Source organism: Pseudomonas sp. P7548 (assembly GCF_013386585.1).
In the GTDB taxonomy this organism is placed as follows: Bacteria; Pseudomonadota; Gammaproteobacteria; order Pseudomonadales; family Pseudomonadaceae; genus Aquipseudomonas.
The window spans coordinates 1-26,300 of record NZ_JACARO010000035.1 but is presented as its reverse complement, the minus strand read 5'-3'; the positions used below and the strand labels follow the sequence as shown (position 1 = coordinate 26,300).

Genomic DNA, 26,300 nt, shown 5'->3' with positions numbered 1-26,300 from the left:
AGACTATTTATGAGCTTGAATCCAAGAGACGTCGTGATTGTGGACTTCGGCCGCACTCCGATGGGCCGCTCCAAGGGCGGCATGCACCGCAACACCCGCGCCGAAGACATGTCGGCACACCTGATCAGCAAAGTGCTTGAGCGCAACACCAAGGTCGACCCTAACGAAGTCGAGGACGTGATCTGGGGCTGCGTCAACCAGACCCTGGAGCAGGGCTGGAACATCGCGCGCATGGCGTCGCTGATGACCCAGATCCCGCACACGGCTGCTGGCCAGACCGTCAGCCGCCTGTGTGGCTCGTCGATGAGCGCCCTGCACACCGCCGCCCAGGCGATCATGACCGGCAACGGTGATGTGTTCGTGGTCGGTGGCGTGGAGCACATGGGCCACGTGAGCATGATGCACGGCGTCGATCCGAACCCGCACATGTCGCTGTACGCGGCAAAAGCCTCGGGCATGATGGGCCTGACCGCGGAAATGCTCGGCAAGATGCACGGCATCACCCGCGAAGCCCAGGATGCGTTCGGCCTGCGCTCCCACCAGCTCGCTCACAAGGCGACCGTGGAAGGCAAGTTCAAGGATGAAATCATCCCGATGAACGGCTATGACGAGAACGGCTTCCTGAAATTGTTCGACTATGACGAAACCATTCGTCCGGACACCACCCTGGAAAGCCTGGCGGCCTTGAAGCCAGCCTTCAATCCAAAGGGCGGCACCGTGACAGCCGGTACTTCGTCGCAAATCACCGACGGTGCCTCGTGCATGATCGTGATGTCGGCGCAGCGTGCCCAGGACCTGGGTATCCAGCCGCTGGCCGTGATTCGTTCGATGGCCGTGGCGGGTGTGGACCCGGCGATCATGGGCTATGGTCCAGTACCGGCCACACAAAAAGCCTTGAAGCGCGCAGGCCTGACCATCAACGACATCGACTTCTTCGAGCTCAACGAAGCGTTCGCCGCACAGGCCCTGCCAGTGCTGAAAGATTTGAAAGTGCTCGACAAGATGAATGAGAAGGTTAACCTGCACGGCGGTGCGATTGCCCTGGGCCACCCGTTCGGTTGCTCCGGTGCGCGGATTTCTGGCACTTTGCTTAACGTGATGAAGCAAAATGGCGGCAACCTCGGGGTTGCAACCATGTGCATTGGTCTCGGCCAAGGCATTTCCACCGTCTTCGAACGCGTCTAAGCGTTGGGTTGACGGAAGCCGGGGCCCAGTGCCCCGGTTTTTGTTTTTTGGCAGTTTTGTATTTTTTTTTTAACAAATTTTGTAAGAGGGCCAGAGCATGAAAGTCGAACCAGGGCTCTACCAGCATTATAAAGGTCCGCAGTACCGTGTTTTCAGTGTGGCGCGGCATTCCGAGACCGAAGAAGAAGTGGTGTTCTACCAAGCACTGTATGGCGATTACGGCTTTTGGGTGCGCCCATTGAGCATGTTTGTGGAGACCGTCGAAGTTGACGGCGAGCAAGTCCCGCGCTTTGCTTTGGTCCAGGCCGAACCCAGTCTTTTTTCAGGGCAATAACGGCAGGCCGCGCAGAATGCTGCGCTTGACCTCACCTTGTTGCCACTATATATAGCGTTGCCGCGACAGGCGCCAACTGCCTTTCACTTCTCGAATTCAGGAATTTTCCGATCCATGGGCAAATCGCTGGTCATTGTGGAATCCCCGGCTAAGGCCAAGACCATCAACAAGTACTTGGGCAACGAGTACGTGGTGAAGTCGAGTATCGGCCATATCCGAGACCTGCCCACCAGCGGTTCGGCTAGCGCCAGCAAGGAGCCAGCCGCCAAGCGCGGCAAGGCCGCTGCGGGCGAAGGTCCGGTGCTCACCCCTAAAGAGAAAGCGCGCAAGCAGCTGGTCTCGCGCATGGGTGTGGACCCGGATCATGGTTGGAAAGCCAAGTACGAGATCCTTCCGGGCAAGGAAAAGGTTATCGAAGAGCTGCGCCGGCTCGCCAAGGATGCCGACACCATCTATCTCGCAACGGACTTGGACCGCGAAGGGGAAGCCATTGCCTGGCACCTGCGGGAAGCCATCGGCGGTGATGACAGCCGCTACAAGCGTGTGGTGTTTAACGAAATCACCAAGAAAGCCATCCAGGAAGCTTTCTCCAAGCCGGGCGAGCTGGACATTGACCGCGTCAACGCCCAGCAGGCCCGTCGTTTCCTCGACCGCGTCGTGGGTTACATGGTCTCGCCATTGCTGTGGGCCAAGATCGCCCGTGGTTTGTCGGCCGGCCGCGTGCAATCGGTTGCCGTGAAGCTGGTGGTGGAGCGTGAGCGCGAAATCCGTGCGTTCATCCCTGAAGAATACTGGGAAGTCCACGCTGACCTCGGCACCGCCAAGGGCGCCAACGTGCGCTTTGAAGTGGCCCGCGAAAAAGGCGAGGCCTTCAAGCCGCTGAACGAAGCTCAGGCCATGGCCGCGCTGGAAAAGCTCAAGGCGTCCAGCTACAGCATCGTCAAGCGCGAAGACAAACCGACCAGCAGCAAGCCGTCGGCGCCGTTCATCACCTCCACCCTGCAGCAGGCCGCGAGTAACCGCCTGGGCTTTGGCGTGAAGAAAACCATGATGATGGCCCAGCGTTTGTACGAAGCCGGCTACATCACGTATATGCGTACTGACTCCACCAACCTGTCGGTGGACGCGGTCGCGATGGCGCGTACTTATATTGAAGGCGAGTTCGGCAAAAAGTACCTGCCGGAGAAACCGAACGTCTACAGCAGCAAGGAAGGCGCACAAGAGGCTCACGAAGCGATTCGTCCTTCCGACGCCAACACCACGCCTGCCAAGCTGAGCGGCATGGAGCGCGACGCCGAGCGCCTCTACGAGCTGATCTGGCGCCAGTTCCTGGCCTGCCAGATGCTGCCGGCGCAATACCTGTCCACCACGGTTACCGTGGCGGCCTCCGACTTCGAGCTGCGTGCCAAGGGCCGTATCCTCAAGTTCGACGGCTACACCCGTGTGATGCCGCAGATCGCCAAGCCTGGCGATGACGACGTGCTGCCGGACATGGCCCAGGGCGATGTGTTGAAGCTGATCAAGCTCGACCCGTCCCAGCACTTCACCAAGCCACCGGCACGTTACTCGGAAGCCAGCCTGGTCAAAGAGATGGAAAAACGCGGTATCGGTCGTCCTTCGACCTATGCGGCCATCATCTCCACCATCCAGGACCGTGGCTACGTGGCGCTGCATAACCGTCGTTTCTACTCGGAAAAGATGGGCGACATCGTCACCGAGCGACTGTCCGAGAGCTTCTCCAACCTGATGGACTACGGCTTCACGGCCGGCATGGAAGAGAACCTCGATGACGTGGCCCAGGGCGAGCGCGACTGGAAAAACGTACTGGACGAGTTCTACGGTGACTTCAAGAAAAAACTCGAAGTAGCCGAAAGCCCGGACAGTGGCATGCGCGCCAACCAGCCGGTGATGACTGACATCCCGTGCCAGACCTGCGGTCGTCCGATGCAGATCCGTACCGCTTCCACCGGCGTGTTCCTCGGCTGCTCGGGCTACAGCCTGCCGCCGAAAGAGCGTTGCAAGGCCACCGTGAACCTGGTGCCGGGCGATGAGATCGCCGCCGACGATGAGGGTGAATCCGAGTCGCTGGTACTACGTGGCAAGCACCGTTGCCCGATCTGCAGCACGGCGATGGACGCCTACCTGCTGGATGAGAAGCACAAGCTGCACATCTGCGGTAACAACCCGGACTGCAACGGCTACGAGATCGAAGAGGGCACCTACCGCATCAAGGGCTATGAAGGCCCAAGCCTGGAGTGCGACAAGTGCGGCAGCGAGATGCAGCTCAAGACTGGCCGTTTCGGCAAGTTCTTCGGTTGCACTAACCCGACGTGCAAGAACACCCGCAAGTTGCTCAAAAGCGGTGATGCGGCGCCGCCGAAGATGGACCCGGTGAAGATGCCTGAGCTCAAGTGCGAGAAGGTCAACGACACCTACATCCTGCGCGACGGTGCTTCGGGGCTGTTCCTGGCTGCCAGCCAGTTCCCGAAAAACCGCGAGACCCGTGCGCCGCTGGTGCTGGAGATCGTGCCGCACAAGGATGAGATCGATCCGAAGTACCACTTCCTGTGCGAAGCGCCGAAGAAGGACCCCGATGGTCGTCCGGCGGTGATCCGCTACAGCCGCAAGACCAAGGAGCAATACGTGCAGACCGAAGTGGACGGCAAGCCTACCGGCTGGAAAGCGTTCTACGACGGCGGCAAGTGGAAGGTCGAGGACAAGCGCCAGGGCGCTTGATCGACTAGTCTGCGAAATACAAAGGCCGCCTGCATAGGCGGCCTTTTCTTGTTGCAGGAGTGAGCTTATTGTGGCGAGCAAGCTTGCTTGCGCTGGGGGCGAGGCTCTCCCAAGAAAGCACGCGACTGCTGCGCAGTCGAACGGGAGCAAGCTCCCTCGCCACAGCAAGCTTGCCCCTAAGCCAGCATCACGCCTATTCGTTGTGGAGATTGCCGTCATGGCCAACGAACTCTATACCCGTACCAATCAGAAAATTTACTTCGCGGGTTTGTCCCTGGAAGCCCTTGGCCGTGCCGAGGAAGGTAAGGAGATGAACGCCATCGCGCTGGTCCAGGCGGGACGTGAAGCGGCCTTGTTCCACCTGTACGGCGCCTTACTGGGCCTGTGCCATGAAATCGCCGGGTTCTACCGCTTGCCACAGGCCGGTTCGCCCCGTGCAGAAATGATCATGAATCGCGAAGTGCTGGACACGATGGCGATTCCTGAACTGGCCGAATTGGTGGAAATGGCTCAAAGCCCTGACAGCTGGGTCGCGCGTTTGCTCAAGGCTCACGCGGATATGTTCCAGCCGCCGCGTATTCCTCATGTGCCGAAGGGCGACGTGACGCAACCGTTGATCGTCGCGGTTGCGGTGGAAGAGGAAGAGCCCAAGCCATTGAGCCGGGAAGAGCTGGAGAGCTGGCGTCAGGAATTGAAAAAGATGGCGCTGCGCTTTCGCGAAGGCTTGAACGAATGCTGATGGCTTTGTAGGAGCCGGCTTGCCGGCGATGACGGTCTTGGCATCGCCATCGCCGGCAAGCCGGCTCCTGCAGGGGGTTGTGGTAGGTGTCGGTCGGCGGGTAGGACCGTTCATCAAGCTGTAAAGAAACCTCTTCAGATCCTCAGCGGGGCCGGGTGGATGACTGATATAATCCCGGCCTTTCGTGGAGAACAGACTTTTATGCCGACGTCCTTTCTGGAAATTGTTGAGTTGCCTGACGGCCGAATCGAGCTGCGCCGGGCAGAGGACGAGGGTTCTCTGGTTATTCTGGATTTTTCCGAGGACGCCAAAGCGTTCCTGCAAGGCCAGCACGTGGAAGTGGCGAAAGCCATGTTGAGCGTGGGTGTGCAGATGGCCGGTCGTTTGGCTGAAGGCGAGCCGGAGAAAGAAGAGGGGCCGCGGGTTCTGCACTAAGTACGCGGGTTGTGGTGGGCGGGCTCGGCCCGCGCTGGGCTGCGCAGCGGCCCCAAATTGATTAACGCGATCTATCAGAAATTATGCGGTGCCTGGTTTGGGGCCGCTGCGCAGCCCAGCCCAGCGCGGGGCAAGCCCGCTCACTACAGCACTCGGCTAGGCATATAGCGTCCGGTGAGGCATACAGCACCCGGTGAGGTATAAAGCAGTCCGGTGTGAGGCATACAGCATCCTGGGCGAGGCAGGCCCGATAAATAGCCCGCCAGCGCCCCCGTTTACCCCAATCGAATATTCAAGCTCTGCGCATCACCCATGCGTGCAGCGCTGATCAGCTGTTGCTTGGCTGTCGCATTCAATGGGTTCAACCAACTCACCACCGTGTGGCTGCGCCCAAGGCGCAAGGCTTCGCACGTCAATTGTTGAGCGCTCTGCGTGCCGCGGGGTTGCAGCAGCAGGATACGCTCACGATTGAGGCCCGCGTCCCGCAACCAGGCCTGGGTCAGGCTGGCCGGTGGGGCGATCAGTGTCAGCCAGCGCGCATCCTGCTCTTCGCTCAATTCACGCAGGACCGGCGCCAGCAGGCTCAGGCAGCTCCCGGCCGTACCGCGCAACGACAGTTCACTGAACGCCTCAGGCTCGGCGCTCCAGGGCGCTTCGACCGTTTCCTTGAGGATGGGCGCAAGGGGTTGGGCCATGAAGGCCTCGAACAGCGACAGTTGTGTGTGTTGTGGGGTATGGACGAGCTGCATGGTGCCTCCTTTAGCGGCGAATAACGCCGACGCTCAAGCCTTCGATCACCAGGTCCTGATCTTTCAGGTTCACTTCAATCGGGGCGAACTCAGGGTTCTCGGCCAACAGCCAGACCTTGCTGCCTTCACGCTTGAAGCGTTTGACGGTGACTTCATCGCCGATACGGGCGACAACGATCTGGCCATTGCGGGCTTCGCGGGTGGTATGGACGGCCAGGAGGTCGCCATCGAAAATGCCCACGTCCTTCATGCTCATGCCATGGACCCGCAACAGGTAGTCGGCGCGAGGATGGAAGAAGGTCGGGTTGATGTTGCATGACTCTTCGACGTGCTGTTGCGCCAGGATCGGCGCACCGGCTGCGACGCGACCGATGATCGGCAGTGTCGATTCGTCGGCCTTGGCTTCGAAGCCAGGGATGCGGATACCGCGTGAAGCCCCCGGAGTCATTTCGATCGCGCCTTTGCGGGCGAGGGCCTTGAGGTGTTCCTCGGCGGCGTTGGGGGACTTGAACCCCAGTTCCAGCGCAATTTCCGCTCGTGTCGGCGGGTAGCCGTTGTCATCGAGGCAGCGCTTGATAAAAGCCAGAATCTCAGCTTGGCGTGGCGTCAGTTTTAGCATGTTGATCGCTCTGTCTTTTTATACAGTGACTGGGATTATATACAGTGGACTGCACTTGGCAATCATCCTTTTCGGCCACTCCGCTGGACGGTCATTCGTCACCCTTCCTGCAAGGCAGGGATAGCGCTGCCTACAGACCTCGGCGGATGTGATTAAATAGTGATGAAATAGATGACTGCCCGGCCGGAAAACGGACCCTCAGGGTTGACAAGACACAACCTGAAACGTATGTTTCAAACAAGTGTTTGTCAGGCGGAGTAGCCATGGCCCAGTCGGAAACCGTTGAACGCATTCTCGATGCTGCCGAGCAATTGTTCGCGGAAAAAGGATTTGCTGAAACTTCATTGCGGCTGATCACCAGCAAGGCCGGGGTCAACCTCGCCGCAGTGAACTACCATTTCGGCTCGAAAAAGGCCCTGATCCAGGCGGTGTTCTCGCGCTTCCTGGGGCCGTTCTGCGCCAGCCTCGACCGTGAGCTGGAGCGTCGCCAGACCAAGCCCGACAACAAGCCAAGCCTGGAAGACCTGCTGGAAATGCTGGTCGAACAAGCCTTGGTGGTCCAGCCGCGCAGCGGTAACGACCTGTCGATCTTCATGCGCCTGTTGGGCCTGGCGTTCAGCCAGAGCCAGGGGCACTTGCGCCGTTACCTGGAAGATATGTACGGCAAGGTTTTCCGCCGTTATATGCTGCTGGTCAACGAAGCCGCGCCGCGTATTCCTCCGATTGAGCTGTTCTGGCGTGTGCACTTCATGCTCGGCGCCGCAGCTTTCAGCATGTCCGGGATCAAGGCGCTGCGTGCAATTGCCGAGACCGATTTCGGCGTCAACACCTCCATTGAGCAGGTCATGCGCCTGATGGTGCCGTTTCTCGCCGCCGGGATGCGTGCCGAAACCGGCGTCACCGATCCGGCCATGGCCGCCGCCCAGTTGCGCCCGCGCAGCAAATCGACACCGGCTGTCGCCAAGGCGTGATCGACCCGGGTGTGCGCGGCCGCTTGCATCCGCTAAGCTAGCCGCCCATGCCGAATTCAGCTATTTACTCGCAACCCGTTGTTCTCACCGAGCCCCCATTGATAATGGCGCCAAGTGAGGGCAACGGGTTGTGTGCGTTATTTAAGGAAGGTTTATGACTGCTGCCCTGCAAGGTTCATTGATGGTCGACGTTGCCGGCACCTGGCTGACGTCCGAGGATCGCCACCTGTTGCGCCAGCCGGAAGTGGGCGGGCTGATCATTTTTGCACGCAATATCGAGCATCCACGCCAGGTGCGGGAACTGAGCGCGGCCATTCGTGCGGTGCGCCCGGACCTGCTGTTGGCCGTCGACCAGGAAGGCGGCCGCGTGCAGCGTCTGCGCCAGGGCTTCGTGCGCTTGCCGGCCATGCGTGCGCTGGCGGATAACCCCAACGCTGAATACCTGGCTGAGCAGTGTGGCTGGATCATGGCGACCGAAGTGCTGGCCGTGGGCCTGGACCTGAGCTTCGCCCCCGTGCTTGACCTGGATTACCAGCGTAGCGCGGTGGTGGGCACCCGTTCCTTCGAAGGCGACCCGGAACGCGCAGCGCTGTTGGCTGGCGCGTTCATTCGTGGCATGAACAGCGCCGGCATGGCCGCCACCGGCAAGCATTTCCCAGGACATGGCTGGGCCGAGGCCGATTCCCACGTGGCCATTCCCAATGACGAGCGCAGCCTGGAAGAGATTCGTGCGAATGACCTGGTGCCTTTCGCACGCCTGAGCCAGCAGTTGGCGGCAGTGATGCCGGCGCATGTGATCTATCCGCAGGTTGATGCGCAACCGGCAGGCTTCTCGCGCCGCTGGCTGCAGGACATCCTGCGTGGTGAATTGCAGTTCGACGGGGTGATTTTCAGTGATGACCTGTCGATGGCGGGGGCGCATGTGGTCGGTGATGCGGCCAGCCGGATTGAGGCAGCGTTGACGGCGGGTTGTGATATGGGGTTGGTGTGTAATGATCGTGCGGCTGCAGAACTGGCGTTGACCGCCGCCCAGCGTATGAAGGTCAAGCCATCGGCTCGAATCGCGCGGATGCGCGGCCAGGCGATGGCGTCGACGGACTACAAGCAGGATCCGCGTTGGTTGGCGGCAGTTACCGCGCTGCGTGAAGCGCAGTTGATCGGCTGAAAACCGCGGTGCGCCCATCGCAGGCAAGCCAGCTCCCACATTCGACCGCAGTTATCTTGAAGAAACGTGGTCACCTGTGGGAGCTGGCTTGCCTGCGATAGCGATCTGACAGTCAGCGCTTTTCCTGTTTGTGGGGCAACGGCGCAAACAACGCTTCAATATCCTCGTTGCCCAGCTGCCAGTCTCCGGTAGTGCGCCCATCCAGCACGCCCGCTGCCAAGTCGGACTTTTCCTTCTGCAGGTGCTGGATTTTCTCCTCCACGGTCCCGCGCGCAATCATCTTGTACACGAACACCGGCTTCTCCTGGCCAATGCGGTACGCCCGGTCAGTCGCCTGGTTTTCCGTGGCCGGGTTCCACCACGGGTCGTAGTGGATCACCGTGTCGGCTTCGGTCAGGTTCAAGCCCACACCACCGGCCTTCAGGCTGATCAGAAAAATCTGCAGCTTGCCGCTCTGGAAATCCTTCACTGGCGTGCGCCGATCCCGGGTCTGGCCCGTCAGGAGTGCGTAGGCCACGCCACGTTTTTTCAGCTCGGCTTCGATCAGGCTCAGCATTGAGGTGAACTGGGAAAACAGCAGGATCCGCCGGCCTTCCGCAAACAACTCTTCAAGCATTTCCATCAAGCTGTCGAGCTTGCCCGAACTGCTGCCACGGGCGGGCAGTGTGGCATCGTTGACCAGCCGCAAGTCGCAGCACACCTGACGCAACTTCAGCAGCGCCTCAAGAATGATGATCTGGCTGCGTGCCACGCCCTTGCGGGTGATCTCGTCGCGCACCTTCTTATCCATGGCCAGGCGCATGGTTTCATACACATCGCGCTGGGCTTCGTTGAGGTCGACCCAGTGGATGATTTCGGTCTTGGGCGGCAGCTCGGTGGCTACTTGTTCCTTGGTGCGGCGCAACAGGAACGGCTTGATCCTACCGTTCAGGTGCTGCAATCGCACATCACTGGCGCGTTTTTCGATCGGCACGCGGTAATCGCGGTTGAAGCTTTTCACGTCGCCCAGCCAGCCCGGCAGAAGGAAGTGAAACAGCGACCACAACTCACCCAGGTGGTTTTCCAGCGGCGTACCACTCAGGCACAAACGCTGCCGCGCATTCAGTTCACGCGCGGCCTGGGCCGCCTTGCTCGACGGGTTCTTGATGTACTGGGCCTCATCAAGGATCAGCACGTGCAAGGGCAGGGCGGCGAGTTGTTCGATGTCCTTGGGCAGCAGCGCGTAGGTGGTCAACAGCAGGTCGTAATCCTGCAGGTTAGCGAAATGTTTCTTACGCCCGGCGCCATATAACGCCTGCACCTTGAGTTGCGGGGTGAAGTGCGCTGCTTCGTCGAGCCAGTTGGGGATCAGGCTGGTAGGCATCACCACCATGCAAGGACGGTCGAGGCGCCCAGCGGCTTTCTCCGTGAGAATATGCGCCAGGGTTTGCAGGGTCTTACCCAGGCCCATGTCATCCGCAAGAATTCCACCGACATCCAACTGGCGCAGTGACTGCATCCAGCTCAAACCTTCCAGTTGGTAAGGGCGCAAGGTGGCGTTCAAGCCTTCGGGCGCCACGCAGGTGAAGTCCCTGATATCCCGCAGGCGCTGGGCAAAGTTGCGGATCTTCTCGCCACCTTCCCATTGCAGAGGCAGGTCTTCCAGTGGGTTCAGCCGGATCGCATCGGCCTTGGCCAGCCGCAAAGCCGTGGTACCCGACTCCTGCAGGTAAAACTCGCCGAGGGTGGCCAGCACCGGTTTCAGGCGGCCGTAGGGCAACGCGACCTGTATCGGACCGTGACCATTGGGCAGGCCCGGGATGTTCACCAGGATCAGCTCGTCATCGCGGCGTCGCGCCAGTTTCTCGGGGTTGAGGATCTCGGTGTGGGAGCGCATCAGGTTCAGCAGGATCGGCAACAGGCTCAGCCGCTCGCCGTTGACGATGATCCCCAGTTCCAGGTCGAACCAGTCGCGCTCTGGCCCGTCATCGACCGTGGCGTACCAGTCATCGACGGCGCTCAGGTCGAAACCGAAGTCCTCATCGATCTGCAGCTCCCAACCCTCGGCGCGTAACCCCGGCGAGGCGTTGAGCGTGAAGTTCAGCCAGGCACTGTCATTGACCATCTCGAACAGCTCGCCGGCACTTTCCGGCAGGGCTTTGCTCTGGCGCGTGGCGATCTTGAACCCCAGCTGGCGCAGCTGTTCGCGATAGGGTTGTTCCAGTTCGGGATGGCGCTTGATCCGCAGGCTCTGGGTTTCCTGGCGCACGATGATGTCGGCATTTTTCTGCCCGCTGACATAGTTGCCCAGGTAGTTGAACGACAGCGCCGCGCGGTGCTGGATGTAGCGCTGCATCTTGCCGTTGCGCGGTTCAAACGCGCTGAACTCCACGCTGGCCATCCACAGGCGCGGCACCGGCAGCACGTCCTCCATCACCACTTGCGGCAAAACCACGCGGTTATCCAGCACCGCCTGGAGTTTCTCCAGCAGCTCGGCATCCTGGGCGGCGGCTGGGTAGGCCAGGGTTTCCTGGACCTTGAGCAGCACCGCGGCGATATGTTTGCAGTTGGTGTGCACCGGGCAGGTACAGCGGCTGTCCACCAGAATCAACGTGCCCTTGGCCGACTCGCGCAGCGAAATGGTCTGCCGATACACATTGCCGCCCGAGCCTTCGCAACTGGCGACGATGGTGCTGTCACCGGACTCGACAATGCGCACCCGGTTTTCCAGGGCATAGCGCCGGCCACGCTCAAGGCTTTGCTCTTTAAAGCGATTGGCCCACGAAGGGGCCAGGGGTTTGGTCAAGGACGACGTCAGGGGCATGGTGCTGGATCAGTCCTGGATGTCGGGAGGGGGTGCGCTGGGCGGTTTGGCGGTGAGCGAAGTGATCTTGATCAGCAGCGCCAGGTGGCCGCCGTCCAGGTAATTGAGCTGGTTGTTCTTGGTGCGTACGTCTTTCTGACTCAGGTGTTCGCTGGCGACCACGCTGCCGTTGCTGTCGAACTGATTGATCCAGAAGTCGGCATCGATATCGGTAAAGCGGCCCAGTTGCAGGCTCAACACCCCTTCGATCGGGAACTGGCCGAACTGCTCCGCACCGTCGGTGATCGCGACTTTCACCGGCTGGTCGCCCAGGGTCTGTTCCCAGGCCTTGTGCGCCAGTACGGTATAGCTGTTGTCGGCACTGAGTTTGTCGACAATGTTGTTCAGGCGCGGCGGGCTCATTTTATCGGTGCCCAGGCGCGCGGCGCCGGCATCCCAGTTTTCCGGCGCGGCACGGCTGTTGATCACCGGCTCTGCGTTCTGGCGCACCAGGATCATTTCCACCTGGTACGGGCTGTCGGCAAAGGCCGCCGGCGCCACGACCACCAACAACAGGCTCAACATGCGGAACAGGCGCATTGGGGCGTCCTTCAAGCAGATTTCGGGATGAGGCGCTCGAACAGCGCCTCCAATGTATTAAAGCGTTCTTCGGCGCGTTCCATCGGCACCATGAATTTGAACAGCGTAGCCCCTTCGAACTTGTAGCGGTTGGGCTGGCCCTGGATCAGCTTGATCAGCACCAGTGGGTCCACCGGTGTCTGTGCTTCGAACTCGATACGCCCTCCTTGCGGCCCGGCGTCGACTTTCTTGATGCCAAGCTGCTCGGCCTGCAATTTGAGCAGGGTCAGGCGCACCAGGTTCTTGGTCGGTTCCGGCAACAGGCCGAAACGGTCGATCATTTCCACCTGCAGGTCCTTGAGGCCTTCTTCGTCAGTGGCCGAGGCGATGCGCTTGTACAGGATCAGCCGCGCATGCACGTCCGGCAGGTAGTCTTCAGGGATCAACGCCGGCAAGCGCAGGTTGATTTCCGGACCGCCACCCAGCGGTTGGTCGAGGTTCGGTTGCTCGCCCTTGCGGATGGCCTTCACCGCGCGTTCAAGCATTTCCATATAAAGGGTGAACCCCACCGCCTGGATCTGCCCGCTTTGGCCGTCGCCCAGCAGTTCGCCGGCGCCTCGGATTTCCAGGTCGTTGGTGGCCAGCACAAAGCCCGCGCCCAGGTCCTGGGTGTTGGCGATGGCTTCCAGGCGTTTCTCGGCGTCGCCGGTGATCTGTTGGCGCGGCGGCGTCAGCAGGTAGGCGTAGGCCTGGTGGTGACTGCGCCCGACGCGGCCACGCAGCTGATGAAGTTGGGCCAGGCCGAACTTGTCGGCGCGCTCGATGATGATGGTGTTGGCACTTGGCACGTCGATGCCGGTCTCGATGATGGTCGAGGCGATCAGCACGTTGAAGCGCTTGTGGTAGAAGTCGCTCATCACCTGTTCGAGTTCGCGCTCGCGCATTTGCCCGTGGCCGATGGCGATACGTGCCTCCGGCACCAGCTCGGCAAGGTCGGCGGCGCATTTCTCGATGGTCTTCACGTCGTTGTGCAGGTAGTACACCTGCCCGCCGCGCAGCAGTTCACGCAGCAGCGCTTCCTTGACCGTGCTCTTGTTCTGCTCCATCACAAAGGTGCGCACCGACAGGCGGCGCGCGGGCGGCGTGGCGATGATCGACAGATCACGCATGCCCGACACTGCCATGTTCAGCGTGCGCGGAATTGGCGTGGCGGTGAGGGTCAGGATGTCGACTTCGCTGCGCAGGGCCTTGAGCTGTTCCTTCTGGCGCACCCCAAAACGGTGTTCTTCGTCGATGATCACCAGGCCGAGGTTCTTGATCTTCACATCATCGGACAGCAGCTTGTGGGTGCCGATCACGATGTCGATCTTGCCTTCGGCCAAATCAGCGACCGCAGCATTCACTTCCTTGGCCGACTTGAAGCGACTCATCACTTCAACGGTCACCGGCCAGTCGGCAAAGCGGTCGCGGAAGCTGTTGTAGTGCTGCTGGGCGAGCAGGGTGGTGGGCACCAGGATCGCCACTTGCTTGCCACCGTGCACCGCAATGAAGGCCGCGCGCATGGCCACTTCGGTCTTGCCGAAGCCCACGTCGCCGCAGACCAGGCGGTCCATCGGCTTGGGTGCGAGCATGTCGGCACGCACCGCTTCGATGGTGGTTTGCTGGTCCGGGGTTTCTTCGAAGGCAAAGCCTGCGCTGAAGGTGGCGTAGTCGGCCTTCGGGTCGGCGAACGCATAACCTTCGCGAGCGGCGCGGCGTGCGTAGATGTCGAGCAGTTCGGCGGCCACATCGCGCACCTGTTCGGCGGCCTTGCGCTTGGCTTTTTGCCAGGTCTCGGAGCCAAGGCGGTGCAACGGCGCCAGGGCGTCGTCGCTGCCGGTGTAGCGCGCAATCAAATGCAGGTTGGCCACCGGCACGTAGAGCTTGGCGCCCTCGGCGTATTCCATGGTGAGGAATTCGGCGGCCTGGTTGTCGATCTCCAGGGTCTGCAAGCCCAGGTACCGGCCCACGCCGTGGTCGATGTGCACCACCGGTGCGCCTTCGCGCAGCTCGGTGAGGTTCTTGATCACCGCATCGTTGTTGGCGTCGGCGCGTTTTTCACGGCGACGGCGCTGCATCACGCGCTGGCCGAACAACGGGCTCTCGGCGATCAAGGCTAGCGCCGGGTCGTCCAGCTGCAAGCCTTCATCCAGCGGCGCGATGGTGATCGCCAGGCGGTCTTTGCTTTTTACAAAGTCGGGCCAACTGTCGACGGTTTTCGGTCGCAGCTTCAGGCGTTCGAGCAGTTCCAGCAGCACTTCGCGGCGGCCGGCGGATTCGGCGGTGAACAACACACGGCCAGGGAAGTTACCGAGGAAGTTGGACAACGCTTCCAGGGGCTGGTTGGCCTTGGCCTGGATGGCCAGGTCTGGCAGCGTTTGCGCGGGAAAACGCTCGCGGCCGGCGCCACTTTCCACGTCCTGCTGGCTGGCGACCACGCGTGGCCAGCTTTTCAGGCGGGCGAAGCAGTCTTCCACCGGCAGGAACAGCTCGGCTGGCGGCAATAAAGGACGGGATGGATCGACGCGGCGCTCTTCATAGCGGTTGCGCACGTCGTTCCAGAAGTTTTCCGCCGCCTGTTCGATGCCCGGCAGCGAGAACACTTGGGTGTCCTGGGGCAGGTAATCGAACAGGGTGGAGGTTTCGTCGAAGAACAGCGGCAGGTAGTACTCGATACCGGCCGGTGTAATCCCGCTGCTTAAATCCTGAAAGATCGGGCAGCGACGGAAGTCCACGTCGAAACGTTCACGGAAGCGCGCCTTGAAGCGAGTGACCGCGTCTTTTTGCAGCGGGAACTCCCGCGCCGGCAGCAGCTTGACCGAGTCCACCTTGTCAATGGAACGTTGGTTTTCGGGGTCGAAGGTGCGCAGGGTCTCGATTTCGTCATCGAACAGGTCGATGCGGTAGGGCAGTTTGCTGCCCATCGGGAACAGGTCGATCAGCGCGCCACGCACGGCGAACTCACCGTGCTCGTACACCGTGTCGACGCAGCGGTAGCCACTGGCTTCCAGGCGCGTGCGCATCTGCTCGACGTCCAGCTTCTGGCCGACATCCAGTACCAGGCTGCTGCCCAGCAGGAACTTGGTCGGCGCCAAGCGGTGCAGCGCGGTGGTGATCGGCACCACCAGCACGCCGTGGGCCAGTTCCGGCAGGCGGTACAGGCTGGCGATGCGCTGGGAAATGATGTCCTGATGCGGCGAGAACAGATCGTAGGGCAAGGTTTCCCAGTCGGGGAAATGCAGCACCGGCAAATCGGGGGCGAAGAAGCTCAGCTCCTGCTCCAGCCGTTCGGCACTCTGGCTGTCGGCGGTGAGCAGCAGGGTAAAGCGCTTGGCTGCGCTGGCAGCCTCGGCAATGGCCAGGCTCAGGGCGGCACCGGGCAGGTTGCCCCAGTGCTGTTTGCCTGCCGCAGCAGGGAGAAGCGGTAGACGCAGGACGGGCACGGAAGGTTGAGCTCCAAGCGTTGCGACAAAGTCGGTAATTGTAACGGTCCGAGGCGCCGTCTGTCAGTTGCTGACTGAGCCTATTACGGTTTGTAGGAAATGTAGTGGCTAAGACAAACAATGCTGGGTTTTGACTCAATATGTAGTGTCAAAAAGCACGAGGTTTTCGGAGGGTTACGGACAAGTCACGCTGGCAGCCAACCAGGTGGCCTTCTGGAACCCGCGTATTTACTGGGCTGCAGAGGGGTGTCAATTTTTCGCAAGCACTTTTTGTTGCCTGGGGCGCATTGCTCCGGGGGCGACCGGGCGGCATAATGTAGCCCCTTTTTTCTGCCCCTACATGTGGAAGGTTCCCGTGACTCAGAAGCCCGACCAGTGTCTTGGTGAATGGATCGACCGTGAAGCACTCGCTGAAGCGATGATTCCGCTTATCGGTCAGCTGTACCGCAATAACAATGTGGTGAGCTCGATCTATGGCCGCAGCCTGATCAACCAATCAGTCATCGCGATTCTCAAGGCGCACCGCTTTGCTCGCCATCGCTCCGCCGACGACAGCGAACTCTCCGTCCACGAAACATTCCCCCTGCTCAAGGCCATGAGCGAGCTCAAGCTCGGCGCGGCTTCGGTAGACCTGGGCAAGCTGGCCTACAAATTCCGCAAAGAAGGCGCCGGCCGTACCGCCGAGCAGTTCGTGCGTGAAGAAATGGCTGAGGTGGTCGGCCAGCAAAACGCCTCCGCTCGCAAAGGCACCGATGTGGTGCTGTACGGCTTCGGTCGTATCGGCCGTCTGCTGGCACGCATCCTGATCGAAAAAACCGGTGGCGGCGACGGCCTGCGCCTGCGTGCCATCGTTGTGCGCAAAGGCGCCGAGAACGACCTGACCAAACGCGCGAGCCTCTTGCGTCGCGACTCGGTACACGGCCCGTTCAACGGCACCATCGTCATCGACGAAGAAAACAACACCATCACCGCCAACGGTAACCTGATCCAGGTGATCTACGCGAAGAACCCGACTGAGGTGGACTACACCCAGTACGGCATCAAGGACGCCCTGCTGGTGGACAACACCGGCGTATGGCGTGATGCCGACGGCCTGGGCCAGCACCTGGCCTGTCCGGGTATCGACCGCGTTGTCCTGACCGCACCGGGCAAGGGCAAGCTGAAGAACATCGTCCATGGCATCAACCACGGCGAAATCACCGCTGACGACAAGATCGTGTCCGCCGCTTCCTGCACCACCAATGCCATTGTGCCGGTGCTGAAGGCTGTGAATGACAAGTTCGGCATCGTCAACGGCCACGTCGAGACCGTTCACTCGTACACCAACGACCAGAACCTGATCGACAACTTCCACAAAGGCGATCGCCGTGGTCGTAGCGCCGCGCTGAACATGGTTATCACCGAGACCGGTGCTGCCACCGCTGCTGCCAAGGCCCTGCCTGAGCTGGCTGGCAAACTGACCGGTAACGCGATCCGCGTGCCGACGCCAAACGTGTCGATGGCCATTCTCAACCTGAACCTTGAGAAAGCCGCCACCCGTGAAGAGATGAACGAGTACCTGCGCTACATGGCGCTGCACTCCGATCTGCATAAGCAAATCGACTTCGTCAACTCGCAGGAAGTGGTGTCCACCGACTTCGTAGGCTCGCGCCATGCCGGTGTGGTGGACGCCGAGGCGACCATCACCCAGGACAACCGCGTTGTCCTGTACGTGTGGTACGACAACGAGTTCGGCTACAGCTGCCAGGTGGTTCGCGTGATGGAAGACATGGCCGGGGTCAACCCGCCGTCGTTCCCGCGCTAAGCATCAGCGCTGAATGAAAAAGCCCCGACTGGTTCGGGGCTTTTTTATGCCTGCTGGATTTGTGTTGATTGGTAGGGCCTCATCGCAGGCAAGCCAGCTCCCACATTTGGATCTGTGAATACCTTCAAATGTGGGAGCTGGCTTGCCTGCGATGACGGCTCATCAGGCGCCACCGACTACAGAAGCCTGCGCGGTCCTCAGCTCATGCCGATTGCCTTTAAACAGCACCAGCGTCGCAATCAATCCCAACACCGCCGCACCACTCAACCAAATCCCCGGCGCCGCCTTGTTATCCAGCACATGGATCAGGTAGGTACACGCCGCTGGCGTAAACCCACCAAAGGTCGCCGTCGCTAGGCTGTAGGCCAAGGAAAACCCGGTGGTACGCACTTCCACCGGCATGATCTCGGTGAGCGCCACCACCATTGCGCCGTTGTACGAACCGTACAGGAACGACAGCCACAACAGCACGATCAGCAAATGGCTGAAACTCGGGTTGACCACCAGCCACGACAGCGCTGGGTAGGCCGTAAGAATCGCCAGAATCGTCGCACCCAGCAGCAGGGGCTTACGCCCGATCTTGTCGGACACAGCCCCCATCACCGGCAACCAGATGAAGTTGGAGATGCCTACGCACACCGTCACCAGCAATGCATCGAAGTCCGACAGGTGCAGCTCGGCTTTGCCAAAGGTCGGGGTGTAGGCGGTGATCAGGTAGAACGACACGGTGGTCATCACCACCAGCGCCATGCCGGCGATGACGACGCCGAAATTCTGACCGATAGAGCGGACGATTTCCTGCAGGGTAGGGCGGTGCTTGCGTGCCTGGAATTCAGGGGTTTCTTCCAGGGAGCGGCGAATCACGAAGATCACCGGCACGATCAGGCAGCCGATCAGGAACGGTACGCGCCAGCCCCAGTCGCCCATTTGTTCGGGGCTGAGCCAGTGGTTCAGGCCCACGCCCAGCAAGCCGGCGAACACCACGGCGGCCTGTTGGCTGGCCGACTGCCAACTGACGAAGAAGCCCTTGCGGCCGGCCGTGGCGATTTCCGCCAGGTACACCGACACACCGCCCAGCTCGACGCCGGCCGAGAAGCCCTGCAGCAAGCGGCCGAACAGCACCAGCAGCGGCGCGGCGACCCCCAGTGTGGCGTAGCCGGGCACGCAGGCGATGAGGATGGTACCTGCGGCCATCAGCGCCAGCGTGATCACCAGGCCTTTCTTGCGGCCGTGACGGTCGATGTAGGCGCCGAGGAAGATGGCGCCGAGGGGGCGCATGAGGAAGCCGGCGCCGAAGGTCGCCAGGGACAGCATCAGGGAGGCAAAGGCGCTGTCGGTGGGGAAGAAGGTCTTGGCAATGGCCGTGGCGTAGAAGCCGTAGACCATGAAGTCGAACATTTCGAGGAAGTTACCGCTGACAACGCGAAAAATCGCTTTGCCTTTGCCCGTTGAAGTGGACATGTCATTCACTCATCTTGGCTATCTTATTAGTGATTCCCTGGTCGCTGTTCGTCCTTGCGGTGTTTTGTAACCATATGTGTATTGGCCACTACCCGCAACAGAAACCGATAGCTAGCTGACTAAATGCGCGAATGCCATTGTCGATAGAGAACGCTGTGGGAGCTGGCTTGCCTGCGATTGCAGTGTGTCAGTCAGCCAATGAATGGCTGACCCACCGCTATCGCAGGCAAGCCAGCTCCCACATGGGTTCTTTGGTGTTTTTACGAGCGGTGATTAATTCAGGAGAGTGTTTCTCAGGCTATCGGACAGGCCTTTGGGCGCGAGCCAGATGCCGAGGTAAGCCTTTGCCAGTTCGTCGTTGCGACTGCTGAACACCACCTGGTCATTGATCTCTAGGTTCAGACCGCGTCCGGGACGAACATCCAGGGCGTAGCGGTCGCCGCTTTGGATGTCGCGGAAACGGGCATGCAGTTGATCCAGTTCCGGCTTCAGGCGGGCAAGGGTTGCGCTTGTTTGCTGGCGTTCGAGGGCCGTGGTGGCGGCCTTGATCACGTCGTTGCGGTCGATGTTGCGAAAGTAGTACAGCGCCAGGCGCAGATCCTTCTGCCCGTCCCACGCCTGCTTCGCGCTGAGATTGGCCGGGGTGTATAGCGCAGCGGCGTACACATCGGCCCAGAGATAGACCAGCACGGCCTGGTTTTTCAGCGCCAACGCGTGGGATTGGGTGGGGAAGTTGGCCTGCTTGAGGCGGTCTGCTTCACTGGCCTGCACCGTGATCGACAACATCAGCAATAAACAGAAAACGACATGCCGCATAATGGCTCGTCCTGCAAAGGTGCGTGCCGACAGTGTAATTGCAATTTCCTAAGCGTGTAGTTAAGGCAATACTGGCCTACGACGCGACCAAGGGTTAATGTGCGCGGCGTTGAGCCTTATATAGACTGTGCCCCGGTTCACACACTTGAGCCAAATTGTCCTTCATGACCGCTGGCCGCGGCATGATTTAGCCCGGCGTCCAACCGTACGCCTGGCCTGTTCTGAGGAGTACGCATGGCTGTCTACAACTACGACGTGGTGGTACTGGGTTCCGGCCCGGCTGGAGAAGGTGCGGCGATGAACGCCGCGAAGGCAGGGCGCAAGGTGGCGATGGTCGATAGCCGTCGCCAGGTCGGCGGTAACTGCACCCACCTGGGTACCATCCCGTCCAAGGCCTTGCGTCACTCAGTGCGCCAGATCATGCAGTTCAACACCAACCCGATGTTCCGGGCCATTGGTGAGCCGCGCTGGTTCTCGTTCCCGGACGTGCTTAAAAGCGCCGAGAAAGTCATTTCCAAGCAAGTGGCCTCGCGCACCGGTTACTACGCGCGTAACCGTGTCGACCTGTTCTTCGGCACCGGCAGCTTCGCCGACGAGCAAACCGTTGAAGTCGTGTGCTCCAACGGTGTGGTCGAGAAACTGGTGGCCAAGCACATCATCATCGCCACCGGTTCGCGCCCGTATCGCCCGGCCGATATCGATTTCCACCACCCGCGTATCTACGATAGCGACACCATCCTGAGCCTGGGCCATACCCCGCGCAAACTCATCATCTACGGCGCCGGCGTGATCGGTTGCGAATACGCCTCGATCTTCAGCGGCCTGGGTGTGCTGGTGGAACTGGTGGACAACCGCGACCAGTTGCTGAGCTTCCTCGACTCGGAAATTTCCCAGGCGTTGAGCTACCACTTCAGCAACAACAACATCACCGTGCGCCACAACGAAGAGTACGAGCGGGTCGAAGGCCTGGACAATGGGGTGATCCTGCACCTCAAGTCCGGCAAGAAGATCAAGGCCGACGCCTTGCTGTGGTGCAACGGCCGTACCGGCAACACCGACAAGCTGGGCATGGAAAACATCGGGGTCAAGGTCAACAGCCGTGGCCAGATCGAGGTGGACGAGAACTACCGCGCCTGCGTGCCAAACATCTACGGCGCCGGTGACGTGATCGGTTGGCCGAGCCTGGCCAGCGCCGCCCATGACCAGGGCCGTTCGGCCGCTGGCAGCATCGTCGACAATGGCAGCTGGCGTTATGTGAACGACGTGCCGACCGGGATCTACACGATTCCCGAGATCAGCTCCATCGGCAAGAACGAGCACGAACTGACCAAGGCCAAGGTGCCTTATGAAGTGGGCAAGGCGTTCTTCAAGAGCATGGCGCGTGCGCAGATCGCCGGTGAGCCGCAAGGCATGCTGAAGATCCTGTTCCACCGCGAGACCCTGGAAGTTCTCGGCGTGCATTGCTTCGGCTACCAGGCGTCGGAGATCGTGCACATCGGCCAGGCCATCATGAACCAGCCGGGTGAGCAAAATACCCTCAAGTATTTCGTGAACACCACGTTCAACTACCCGACCATGGCTGAAGCCTATCGGGTAGCGGCCTACGACGGCCTCAACCGGCTTTTTTGAGCGGCTCCGGCCGGTGGCCTGAGCCGGCCGGGGAGACCGATTTCAGTAATTCTCGAGGGTGGCAGTGGCCAAACCGGGAAAGTCTGTAATCAGGCTATCTACGCCGAAGTCGGCGAGCCTGCGCATCAGCGCAGGTTCGTTGACCGTCCACACGGACACGTGCAAGCCCTGGCGCTGGGCTTTTTCCAGACGCTCAGGGGTGCACAACGTCCAGTTCAGCGCCAGAATTTCACAGCCGTAGTTTTGCGCGACCTTCAGCGGGTCGAGCCAGGCGTATTCGGCGACCAGGCCGCGTGACAGGTCCGGGGTGAGTTCAACCGCCGCTTTCAGCACTTCCCGCGAACTTGAGGTCACGGTGACTTTGTCCATCAAGCCATGACGCACGGCCATCTCGCGGATAGCCAGCACAGTGGTTGCCGCGCGGGTGCGCGAAGCGCTTTTGACTTCCAGTTGCCAGTGATCGAAGTCGCACTGTTCGAACAACTCTTCCAGACGCGGAATCGGGCACGGCTTGACCCATCCAGGGCCGCCTTTGCGTGCGTCCATCTTCACCAGGTCCGCCGCCGAGTACTCGACGACTTTGCCGCGCCGGTCGGCGGTGCGTTTGAGGGTTGGGTCGTGGATGACCATCAGCTCGCCGTCCATGGACAGGTGCAGGTCCAGTTCGCAACGGCGCACGCCGTGCTTGAGGCACTCCTGAAAGCTGGTCAGGGTATTTTCCGGTGCTTCGCCTTTGGCACCGCGGTGGCCGTAAATCAGGGTCACAGTTGCTCCTATGCGCCAGGGTGTCTGGCGGGGTGAATACGTATTCAGGTGTCTTTGGCGTCGCTTTGTTCCCGCGCCAGGCGTCGTTCCTGGGCTTGTTTCTGCAGGATGTAGCGGGCGAGCAGTTGGCGTTGGGCGTCGGTCATGGACTCGAACTCCGTGCCTACGTCAAAACCATTGCCCTTGGGGTCGCAGTGGGTGACCCGTGCGCGCAGCAGCAGGCCAAGCGCCTGGGGCATCAGCACCAGCTTGACCGCCAGGTGCGCGCCGGTGGCGAGCGGGGTAGGGTGCTGGAAGTCGATGCCGCCTTCGGAAATGATCACCGGCTGCGGTGCGCCGACCTCGTCCAGCAGGCCGCGGGCCATGATCTGGCTGAGTAAATCGAGGCGTTTGTTCTGCACTTTGAGGAAGGCGGCGAGGCTGCGGTCCTTCTCGCTGATCTGGCGCAACAGGTGCTGGGCTTCGAATTCGCTGAGGTGCAGTTCGCTGAGCAGATTGAACAGCGGCGAATCATCCAGCAACACTTCCTTGCTCGCCGCTTCGGGGGTGGAGAGGCTTTTGATTTGAAGTGCGATCATGTCGTCGATACGGTAGTATTCGCGGCGTTCTTCTTCATCTAATGTCGACATGGCGAACCCCAGGTAACGGTGATGGTCAGAGTGTAAAGCTGCTTACCAGACCCCGCCACCGGGACGTCTTCTTTTCCTCCGAACAAGCCCCGACATGTTCAGACCTCTCTTCGTATTTATCGGCACGCGTTATACCCGTGCAAAGCGCCGCAATCATTTTGTGTCGTTCATTTCCTTGACCTCGATGATCGGGCTCGCCTTGGGCGTGGTCGTGATGATCGTGGTGCTGTCAGTGATGAACGGCTTCGATCATGAGATGCGCACCCGCGTGCTGGGCATGGTGCCCCACGCGACCATCGAAGGCGATGCGCCCATCAGCGACTGGCAAAGCCTGGCCGAGAAGGTCAAGCAGAACCCCAAGGTGCTGGCCGTCGCGCCGTTCACCCAGATGCAGGGGCTGCTGACCAACGACGGCAAGGTGCAGAAGATCCTGCTCAATGCCATCGACCCGGCCCAGGAGCGCAAGGTCTCGATCATCGACAAGTTCATGCTCTCGGGCAAACTCGATGACCTGGCGCCCGGCGAGTTCGGCATCGTGATCGGCGACAAGGCCGCGGCCAAGCTCGGCGTGGGCCTGGGCGACAAGCTCACCTTCGTCGCCCCGGAAGTCACCGTGACCCCGGCCGGCATGTTCCCGCGCATGAAGCGCTTCACCGTGGTCGGCACCTTCCACGTGGGCGCTGGCGAGATCGACGGTTACCTGGGCCTCACCAACCTCACCGACCTGGCCCGCCTGCACCGCTGGCAGCCGGACCAGGTGCAGGGCCTACGCCTGAAGTTCAACGACCTGTTCGATGCGCCGCGTGCCTCGTGGGAAATCGCCCAGCATTTGGGTGAGTCCCAGTACTACGCTCGCGACTGGACCCGCACCCACGGCAACCTGTACCAGGCCATCCGCATGGAAAAAGCCATGATCGGCCTGCTGCTGTTGCTGATCGTTGCGGTGGCGGCCTTCAACATCATCTCCACGCTGGTGATGGTGGTGAATGACAAAAAGGGCGATATCGCGATTCTGCGCACCCTTGGCGCTACGCCAGGGCAGATCATGGCGATCTTCATGGTGCAGGGCACCGTGATTGGCGTGGTCGGCACCTTGATCGGCACCGCCGTCGGCATTTTGGCCGCGCTGAACGTCAGCGCCGCCATCGCCGCCCTCGAAACCCTGATCGGCCACAAGTTTCTCAACGCTGACGTCTACTTCATCGACTACTTGCCGTCCCAGGTTCAGGCCCAGGACGTGTTGATGGTGGGCGGCGCCGCGTTGGTCCTGAGTTTCCTTGCCACCCTGTATCCAGCCTGGCGCGCGGCACGCACCCAGCCAGCACAGGCCTTACGTTATGAGTGAATCGGGCATGAGTGAAAAAGCAATCCTGAGCTGCCGCAACCTGGGCAAATCCTACGAGGAAGGCCCTGAATCGGTGGTGGTGTTGTCAGATCTGCAACTGGAGTTGCACCCGGGCGAGCGCGTGGCGATCGTCGGCAGTTCCGGTTCCGGCAAAAGTACCTTGCTGAACCTGTTGGGCGGCCTTGATACGCCGTCCAAGGGCAGCGTATGGCTGGCGGGTGAAGAACTGTCGGCCTTGGGCGAAAAGGCCCGTGGCCAGTTGCGCAACCGTTCGCTCGGTTTTGTGTACCAGTTCCACCACCTGCTGCCGGAGTTCACCGCCCTGGAAAACGTGTGCATGCCGCTGCTGATCGGCAAAACCGCGATCCCGGAAGCCCGCCAGCGCGCCAAGGCGCTGCTGGAGCGCGTCGGTTTGGGCCACCGCCTGGAGCACAAACCGGCTGAACTGTCGGGTGGCGAGCGCCAACGTGTGGCGATTGCCCGCGCCCTGGTGAACAACCCGGGCCTGGTGATGCTCGACGAGCCTACCGGCAACCTCGACTCCCACACTGCCCAGGGCATCAAGGACTTGATGCTGGAGCTGAGCACCCAGATGCGCACCGCGTTCCTGGTGGTGACCCATGACATGAGCATGGCCCGCCAGATGGACCGTGTATTGCACCTGCAGGAAGGTCATCTGGTCGCCATCTGACCTGTTTCAAGCCCGGTGCCAGGCACCGGGTTTTCTATTTTTCCAACGGTGCCCGCGAATGTTCAGACCGTTATCGATTTTCATCGGCACGCGCTATACCCGCGCCAAGCGCCGCAACCGTTTTGTCTCGTTTATCTCGATGACCTCGATGATCGGCCTCGCCCTGGGCGTGCTGGCAATGATCGTGGTGCTGTCGGTGATGAACGGCTTCCAGCGTGAAATGAGCTCACGCATCCTCGGCATGGTGCCCCACGCCACCATCGTTGGCGTGAACCCCATCGACGACTGGCAGCCGGTGGCTGCTGCCGCCATGAAGAACCCGGAAGTGACCGCTGCCGTGCCGTTCACGCAGATGGATGGCATGTTCTCCTACAAAGGCGCGATGCAGCCGATCGAGATCAGCGGCGTCGACCCGGACCAGGAAGGCAAGGTGTCGATCGTGGCCCAACACATCGTGCGAGGCAGCCTGCAAGACCTCAAGGCCGGTGAGTTCGGCGTGGTCATTGGCGACATCACCGCGCGCCGTTTCCGCTTGAACGTGGGCGACAAGCTCACCCTGATCGTGCCGGAAATCAGCACTGCCCCGGGCGGCATTACCCCGCGCATGCAGCGTTTGAACGTGGTCGGTATCTTCAAGGTGGGCGCTGAGCTGGACGGTTCCATGGCGCTGATCAACATGGCCGATGCCGCCGAGATCCAGCATTGGCAGCCCAACCAGGTGCAAAGCGTGCGTCTGGCGGTAAAAGATTTGTACTCAGCCCCCAAGGTTTCGGCGGACATCGCTGCCAGCCTGGGCGCAGCCTATAAGCCGGATGACTGGACCCACACCCAGGGCAGCCTGTTCAGCGCAATGAAAATGGAAAAGACCATGATCGGCCTGCTGTTGCTGATGATCGTGGCCGTGGCCGCGTTCAACATCATCGCCACCCTGATCATGGTAGTGAACGACAAGGGCGCAGACATCGCGATCCTACGCACCATTGGCGCCACGCCCCGGCAGATCATGGCGATCTTCATGGTGCAGGGTACGGTGATCGGTATCGTCGGCACCCTCATCGGCGGCGTGCTGGGCGTGATTGCAGCGTTGAACGTGAGTGAATTGGTGGGCTGGATGGAGCGGGTGACCGGCCAGCATATCTTCAGTTCGGACGTGTACTTTGTCAGCAACCTGCCTTCGGAGCTGCAGGGTGGGGATGTGGTGCTGATCTGCACGGCCGGGTTTGTGTTGAGCTTTCTGGCGACGTTGTACCCGGCGTATCGGGCGGCGAAGATTGAGCCGGCGCATGCGCTGAGATATTCGTAGTATTTAAGACAGCTTTCGCGAGCAAGCCCGCTCCCACATTCGACCGAGTCCATTTTTTGGAATGCAGTCAAAATGTGGGGG

21 protein-coding genes are annotated in these 26,300 nt (G+C 60.8%); 12 read left to right on the top strand and 9 right to left on the bottom strand.

Annotated elements, in window-relative coordinates:
• The first annotated feature begins 9 nt into the window (after window positions 1-9).
• The 5 genes from fadA to HX803_RS14435 all read left to right on the top strand — a co-directional run bounded on the left by fadA (window position 10) and on the right by HX803_RS14435 (window position 5,429).
• Window positions 10-1,185, top strand: coding sequence for an acetyl-CoA C-acyltransferase FadA (gene fadA / locus HX803_RS14455; protein ID WP_016971415.1), 1,176 nt, complete (start codon window positions 10-12; stop codon window positions 1,183-1,185).
• A 97-nt stretch (window positions 1,186-1,282) separates the two neighbouring features.
• Window positions 1,283-1,519, top strand: a complete 237-nt coding sequence (locus HX803_RS14450; RefSeq protein WP_028619417.1) for a DUF1653 domain-containing protein — start codon at window positions 1,283-1,285, stop codon at window positions 1,517-1,519.
• A gap of 114 nt (window positions 1,520-1,633) precedes the next feature.
• Window positions 1,634-4,255 carry a type I DNA topoisomerase gene (topA, locus tag HX803_RS14445; RefSeq protein WP_178921504.1) on the top strand — a complete coding sequence of 874 codons (2,622 nt, stop codon included), beginning with the start codon at window positions 1,634-1,636 and terminating at the stop codon, window positions 4,253-4,255.
• A gap of 217 nt (window positions 4,256-4,472) precedes the next feature.
• Window positions 4,473-4,994 (top strand): DUF6586 family protein, encoded by a 522-nt coding sequence (locus HX803_RS14440; protein ID WP_176995339.1) that lies wholly within the window; start codon window positions 4,473-4,475, stop codon window positions 4,992-4,994.
• Window positions 4,995-5,195: 201 nt separating this feature from the next.
• Window positions 5,196-5,429 carry a hypothetical protein gene (locus tag HX803_RS14435; protein ID WP_176995340.1) on the top strand — a complete coding sequence of 78 codons (234 nt, stop codon included), beginning with the start codon at window positions 5,196-5,198 and terminating at the stop codon, window positions 5,427-5,429.
• Window positions 5,430-5,704: 275 nt separating this feature from the next.
• On the opposite strand, the gene sulA is transcribed toward HX803_RS14435, so the two are convergent.
• Window positions 5,705-6,178, bottom strand: a complete 474-nt coding sequence (gene sulA, locus HX803_RS14430; RefSeq protein ID WP_178921503.1) for an SOS-induced cell division inhibitor SulA — start codon at window positions 6,176-6,178, stop codon at window positions 5,705-5,707.
• Window positions 6,179-6,188: 10 nt separating this feature from the next.
• Window positions 6,189-6,797 (bottom strand): transcriptional repressor LexA, encoded by a 609-nt coding sequence (gene lexA / locus HX803_RS14425; RefSeq protein ID WP_003172575.1) that lies wholly within the window; start codon window positions 6,795-6,797, stop codon window positions 6,189-6,191.
• A 263-nt stretch (window positions 6,798-7,060) separates the two neighbouring features.
• On the opposite strand from lexA, the gene HX803_RS14420 reads away from it, so the two are divergent.
• Window positions 7,061-7,768 carry a TetR/AcrR family transcriptional regulator gene (locus tag HX803_RS14420; RefSeq protein WP_176995342.1) on the top strand — a complete coding sequence of 236 codons (708 nt, stop codon included), beginning with the start codon at window positions 7,061-7,063 and terminating at the stop codon, window positions 7,766-7,768.
• Window positions 7,769-7,922: 154 nt separating this feature from the next.
• Window positions 7,923-8,933, top strand: a complete 1,011-nt coding sequence (gene nagZ, locus HX803_RS14415; RefSeq protein ID WP_178921501.1) for a beta-N-acetylhexosaminidase — start codon at window positions 7,923-7,925, stop codon at window positions 8,931-8,933.
• A 112-nt stretch (window positions 8,934-9,045) separates the two neighbouring features.
• On the opposite strand, the gene HX803_RS14410 is transcribed toward nagZ, so the two are convergent.
• The 3 genes from HX803_RS14410 to mfd are packed head-to-tail and all read right to left on the bottom strand — an operon-like array spanning window position 9,046 to window position 15,776.
• Window positions 9,046-11,736: a DEAD/DEAH box helicase gene (locus HX803_RS14410; protein WP_178921499.1), complete on the bottom strand. Its 2,691-nt coding sequence runs from the start codon at window positions 11,734-11,736 to the stop codon at window positions 9,046-9,048.
• A 9-nt stretch (window positions 11,737-11,745) separates the two neighbouring features.
• Entirely contained in the window at window positions 11,746-12,315 is a 570-nt protein-coding gene (locus tag HX803_RS14405; protein ID WP_178921497.1) for a CsiV family protein, read from the bottom strand.
• A gap of 11 nt (window positions 12,316-12,326) precedes the next feature.
• Window positions 12,327-15,776: a transcription-repair coupling factor gene (gene mfd / locus HX803_RS14400; RefSeq protein WP_178921495.1), complete on the bottom strand. Its 3,450-nt coding sequence runs from the start codon at window positions 15,774-15,776 to the stop codon at window positions 12,327-12,329.
• A gap of 340 nt (window positions 15,777-16,116) precedes the next feature.
• On the opposite strand from mfd, the gene HX803_RS14395 reads away from it, so the two are divergent.
• Window positions 16,117-17,580: a glyceraldehyde-3-phosphate dehydrogenase gene (locus HX803_RS14395; RefSeq protein WP_178921493.1), complete on the top strand. Its 1,464-nt coding sequence runs from the start codon at window positions 16,117-16,119 to the stop codon at window positions 17,578-17,580.
• A gap of 162 nt (window positions 17,581-17,742) precedes the next feature.
• Here HX803_RS14395 and HX803_RS14390 read toward each other — a convergent pair whose 3' ends face one another.
• Window positions 17,743-19,041, bottom strand: coding sequence for an MFS transporter (locus tag HX803_RS14390; protein WP_176995348.1), 1,299 nt, complete (start codon window positions 19,039-19,041; stop codon window positions 17,743-17,745).
• Window positions 19,042-19,314: 273 nt separating this feature from the next.
• Entirely contained in the window at window positions 19,315-19,857 is a 543-nt protein-coding gene (locus HX803_RS14385; protein WP_178921491.1) for a chalcone isomerase family protein, read from the bottom strand.
• Window positions 19,858-20,091: 234 nt separating this feature from the next.
• Here HX803_RS14385 and sthA point away from each other — a divergent pair, with 234 nt between their 5' ends.
• On the top strand, window positions 20,092-21,486 hold the full coding sequence (sthA, locus tag HX803_RS14380) for a Si-specific NAD(P)(+) transhydrogenase (RefSeq protein ID WP_178921488.1): 1,395 nt from the start codon (window positions 20,092-20,094) through the stop codon (window positions 21,484-21,486).
• A gap of 42 nt (window positions 21,487-21,528) precedes the next feature.
• On the opposite strand, the gene HX803_RS14375 is transcribed toward sthA, so the two are convergent.
• Together HX803_RS14375 and HX803_RS14370 are read right to left on the bottom strand one after the other, a co-directional pair.
• Window positions 21,529-22,251: a glycerophosphodiester phosphodiesterase gene (locus tag HX803_RS14375; protein WP_176995351.1), complete on the bottom strand. Its 723-nt coding sequence runs from the start codon at window positions 22,249-22,251 to the stop codon at window positions 21,529-21,531.
• A 44-nt stretch (window positions 22,252-22,295) separates the two neighbouring features.
• A complete protein-coding gene (locus tag HX803_RS14370; RefSeq protein WP_176995352.1) occupies window positions 22,296-22,880 on the bottom strand; it encodes a PilZ domain-containing protein in 585 nt (194 codons plus the stop codon).
• A 94-nt stretch (window positions 22,881-22,974) separates the two neighbouring features.
• On the opposite strand from HX803_RS14370, the gene HX803_RS14365 reads away from it, so the two are divergent.
• From HX803_RS14365 to HX803_RS14355, 3 genes are read left to right on the top strand one after another with little or no spacing between them, the layout of a single operon-like run.
• The gene (locus HX803_RS14365) at window positions 22,975-24,225 is read left to right on the top strand and encodes a lipoprotein-releasing ABC transporter permease subunit (RefSeq protein ID WP_178921486.1); all 1,251 of its coding nucleotides are present in this window, start codon (window positions 22,975-22,977) and stop codon (window positions 24,223-24,225) included.
• A gap of 7 nt (window positions 24,226-24,232) precedes the next feature.
• On the top strand, window positions 24,233-24,916 hold the full coding sequence (gene lolD / locus HX803_RS14360; RefSeq protein ID WP_163000979.1) for a lipoprotein-releasing ABC transporter ATP-binding protein LolD: 684 nt from the start codon (window positions 24,233-24,235) through the stop codon (window positions 24,914-24,916).
• A gap of 58 nt (window positions 24,917-24,974) precedes the next feature.
• Window positions 24,975-26,219, top strand: a complete 1,245-nt coding sequence (locus HX803_RS14355) for a lipoprotein-releasing ABC transporter permease subunit (RefSeq protein WP_178921484.1) — start codon at window positions 24,975-24,977, stop codon at window positions 26,217-26,219.
• Window positions 26,220-26,300 lie beyond the last annotated feature (81 nt).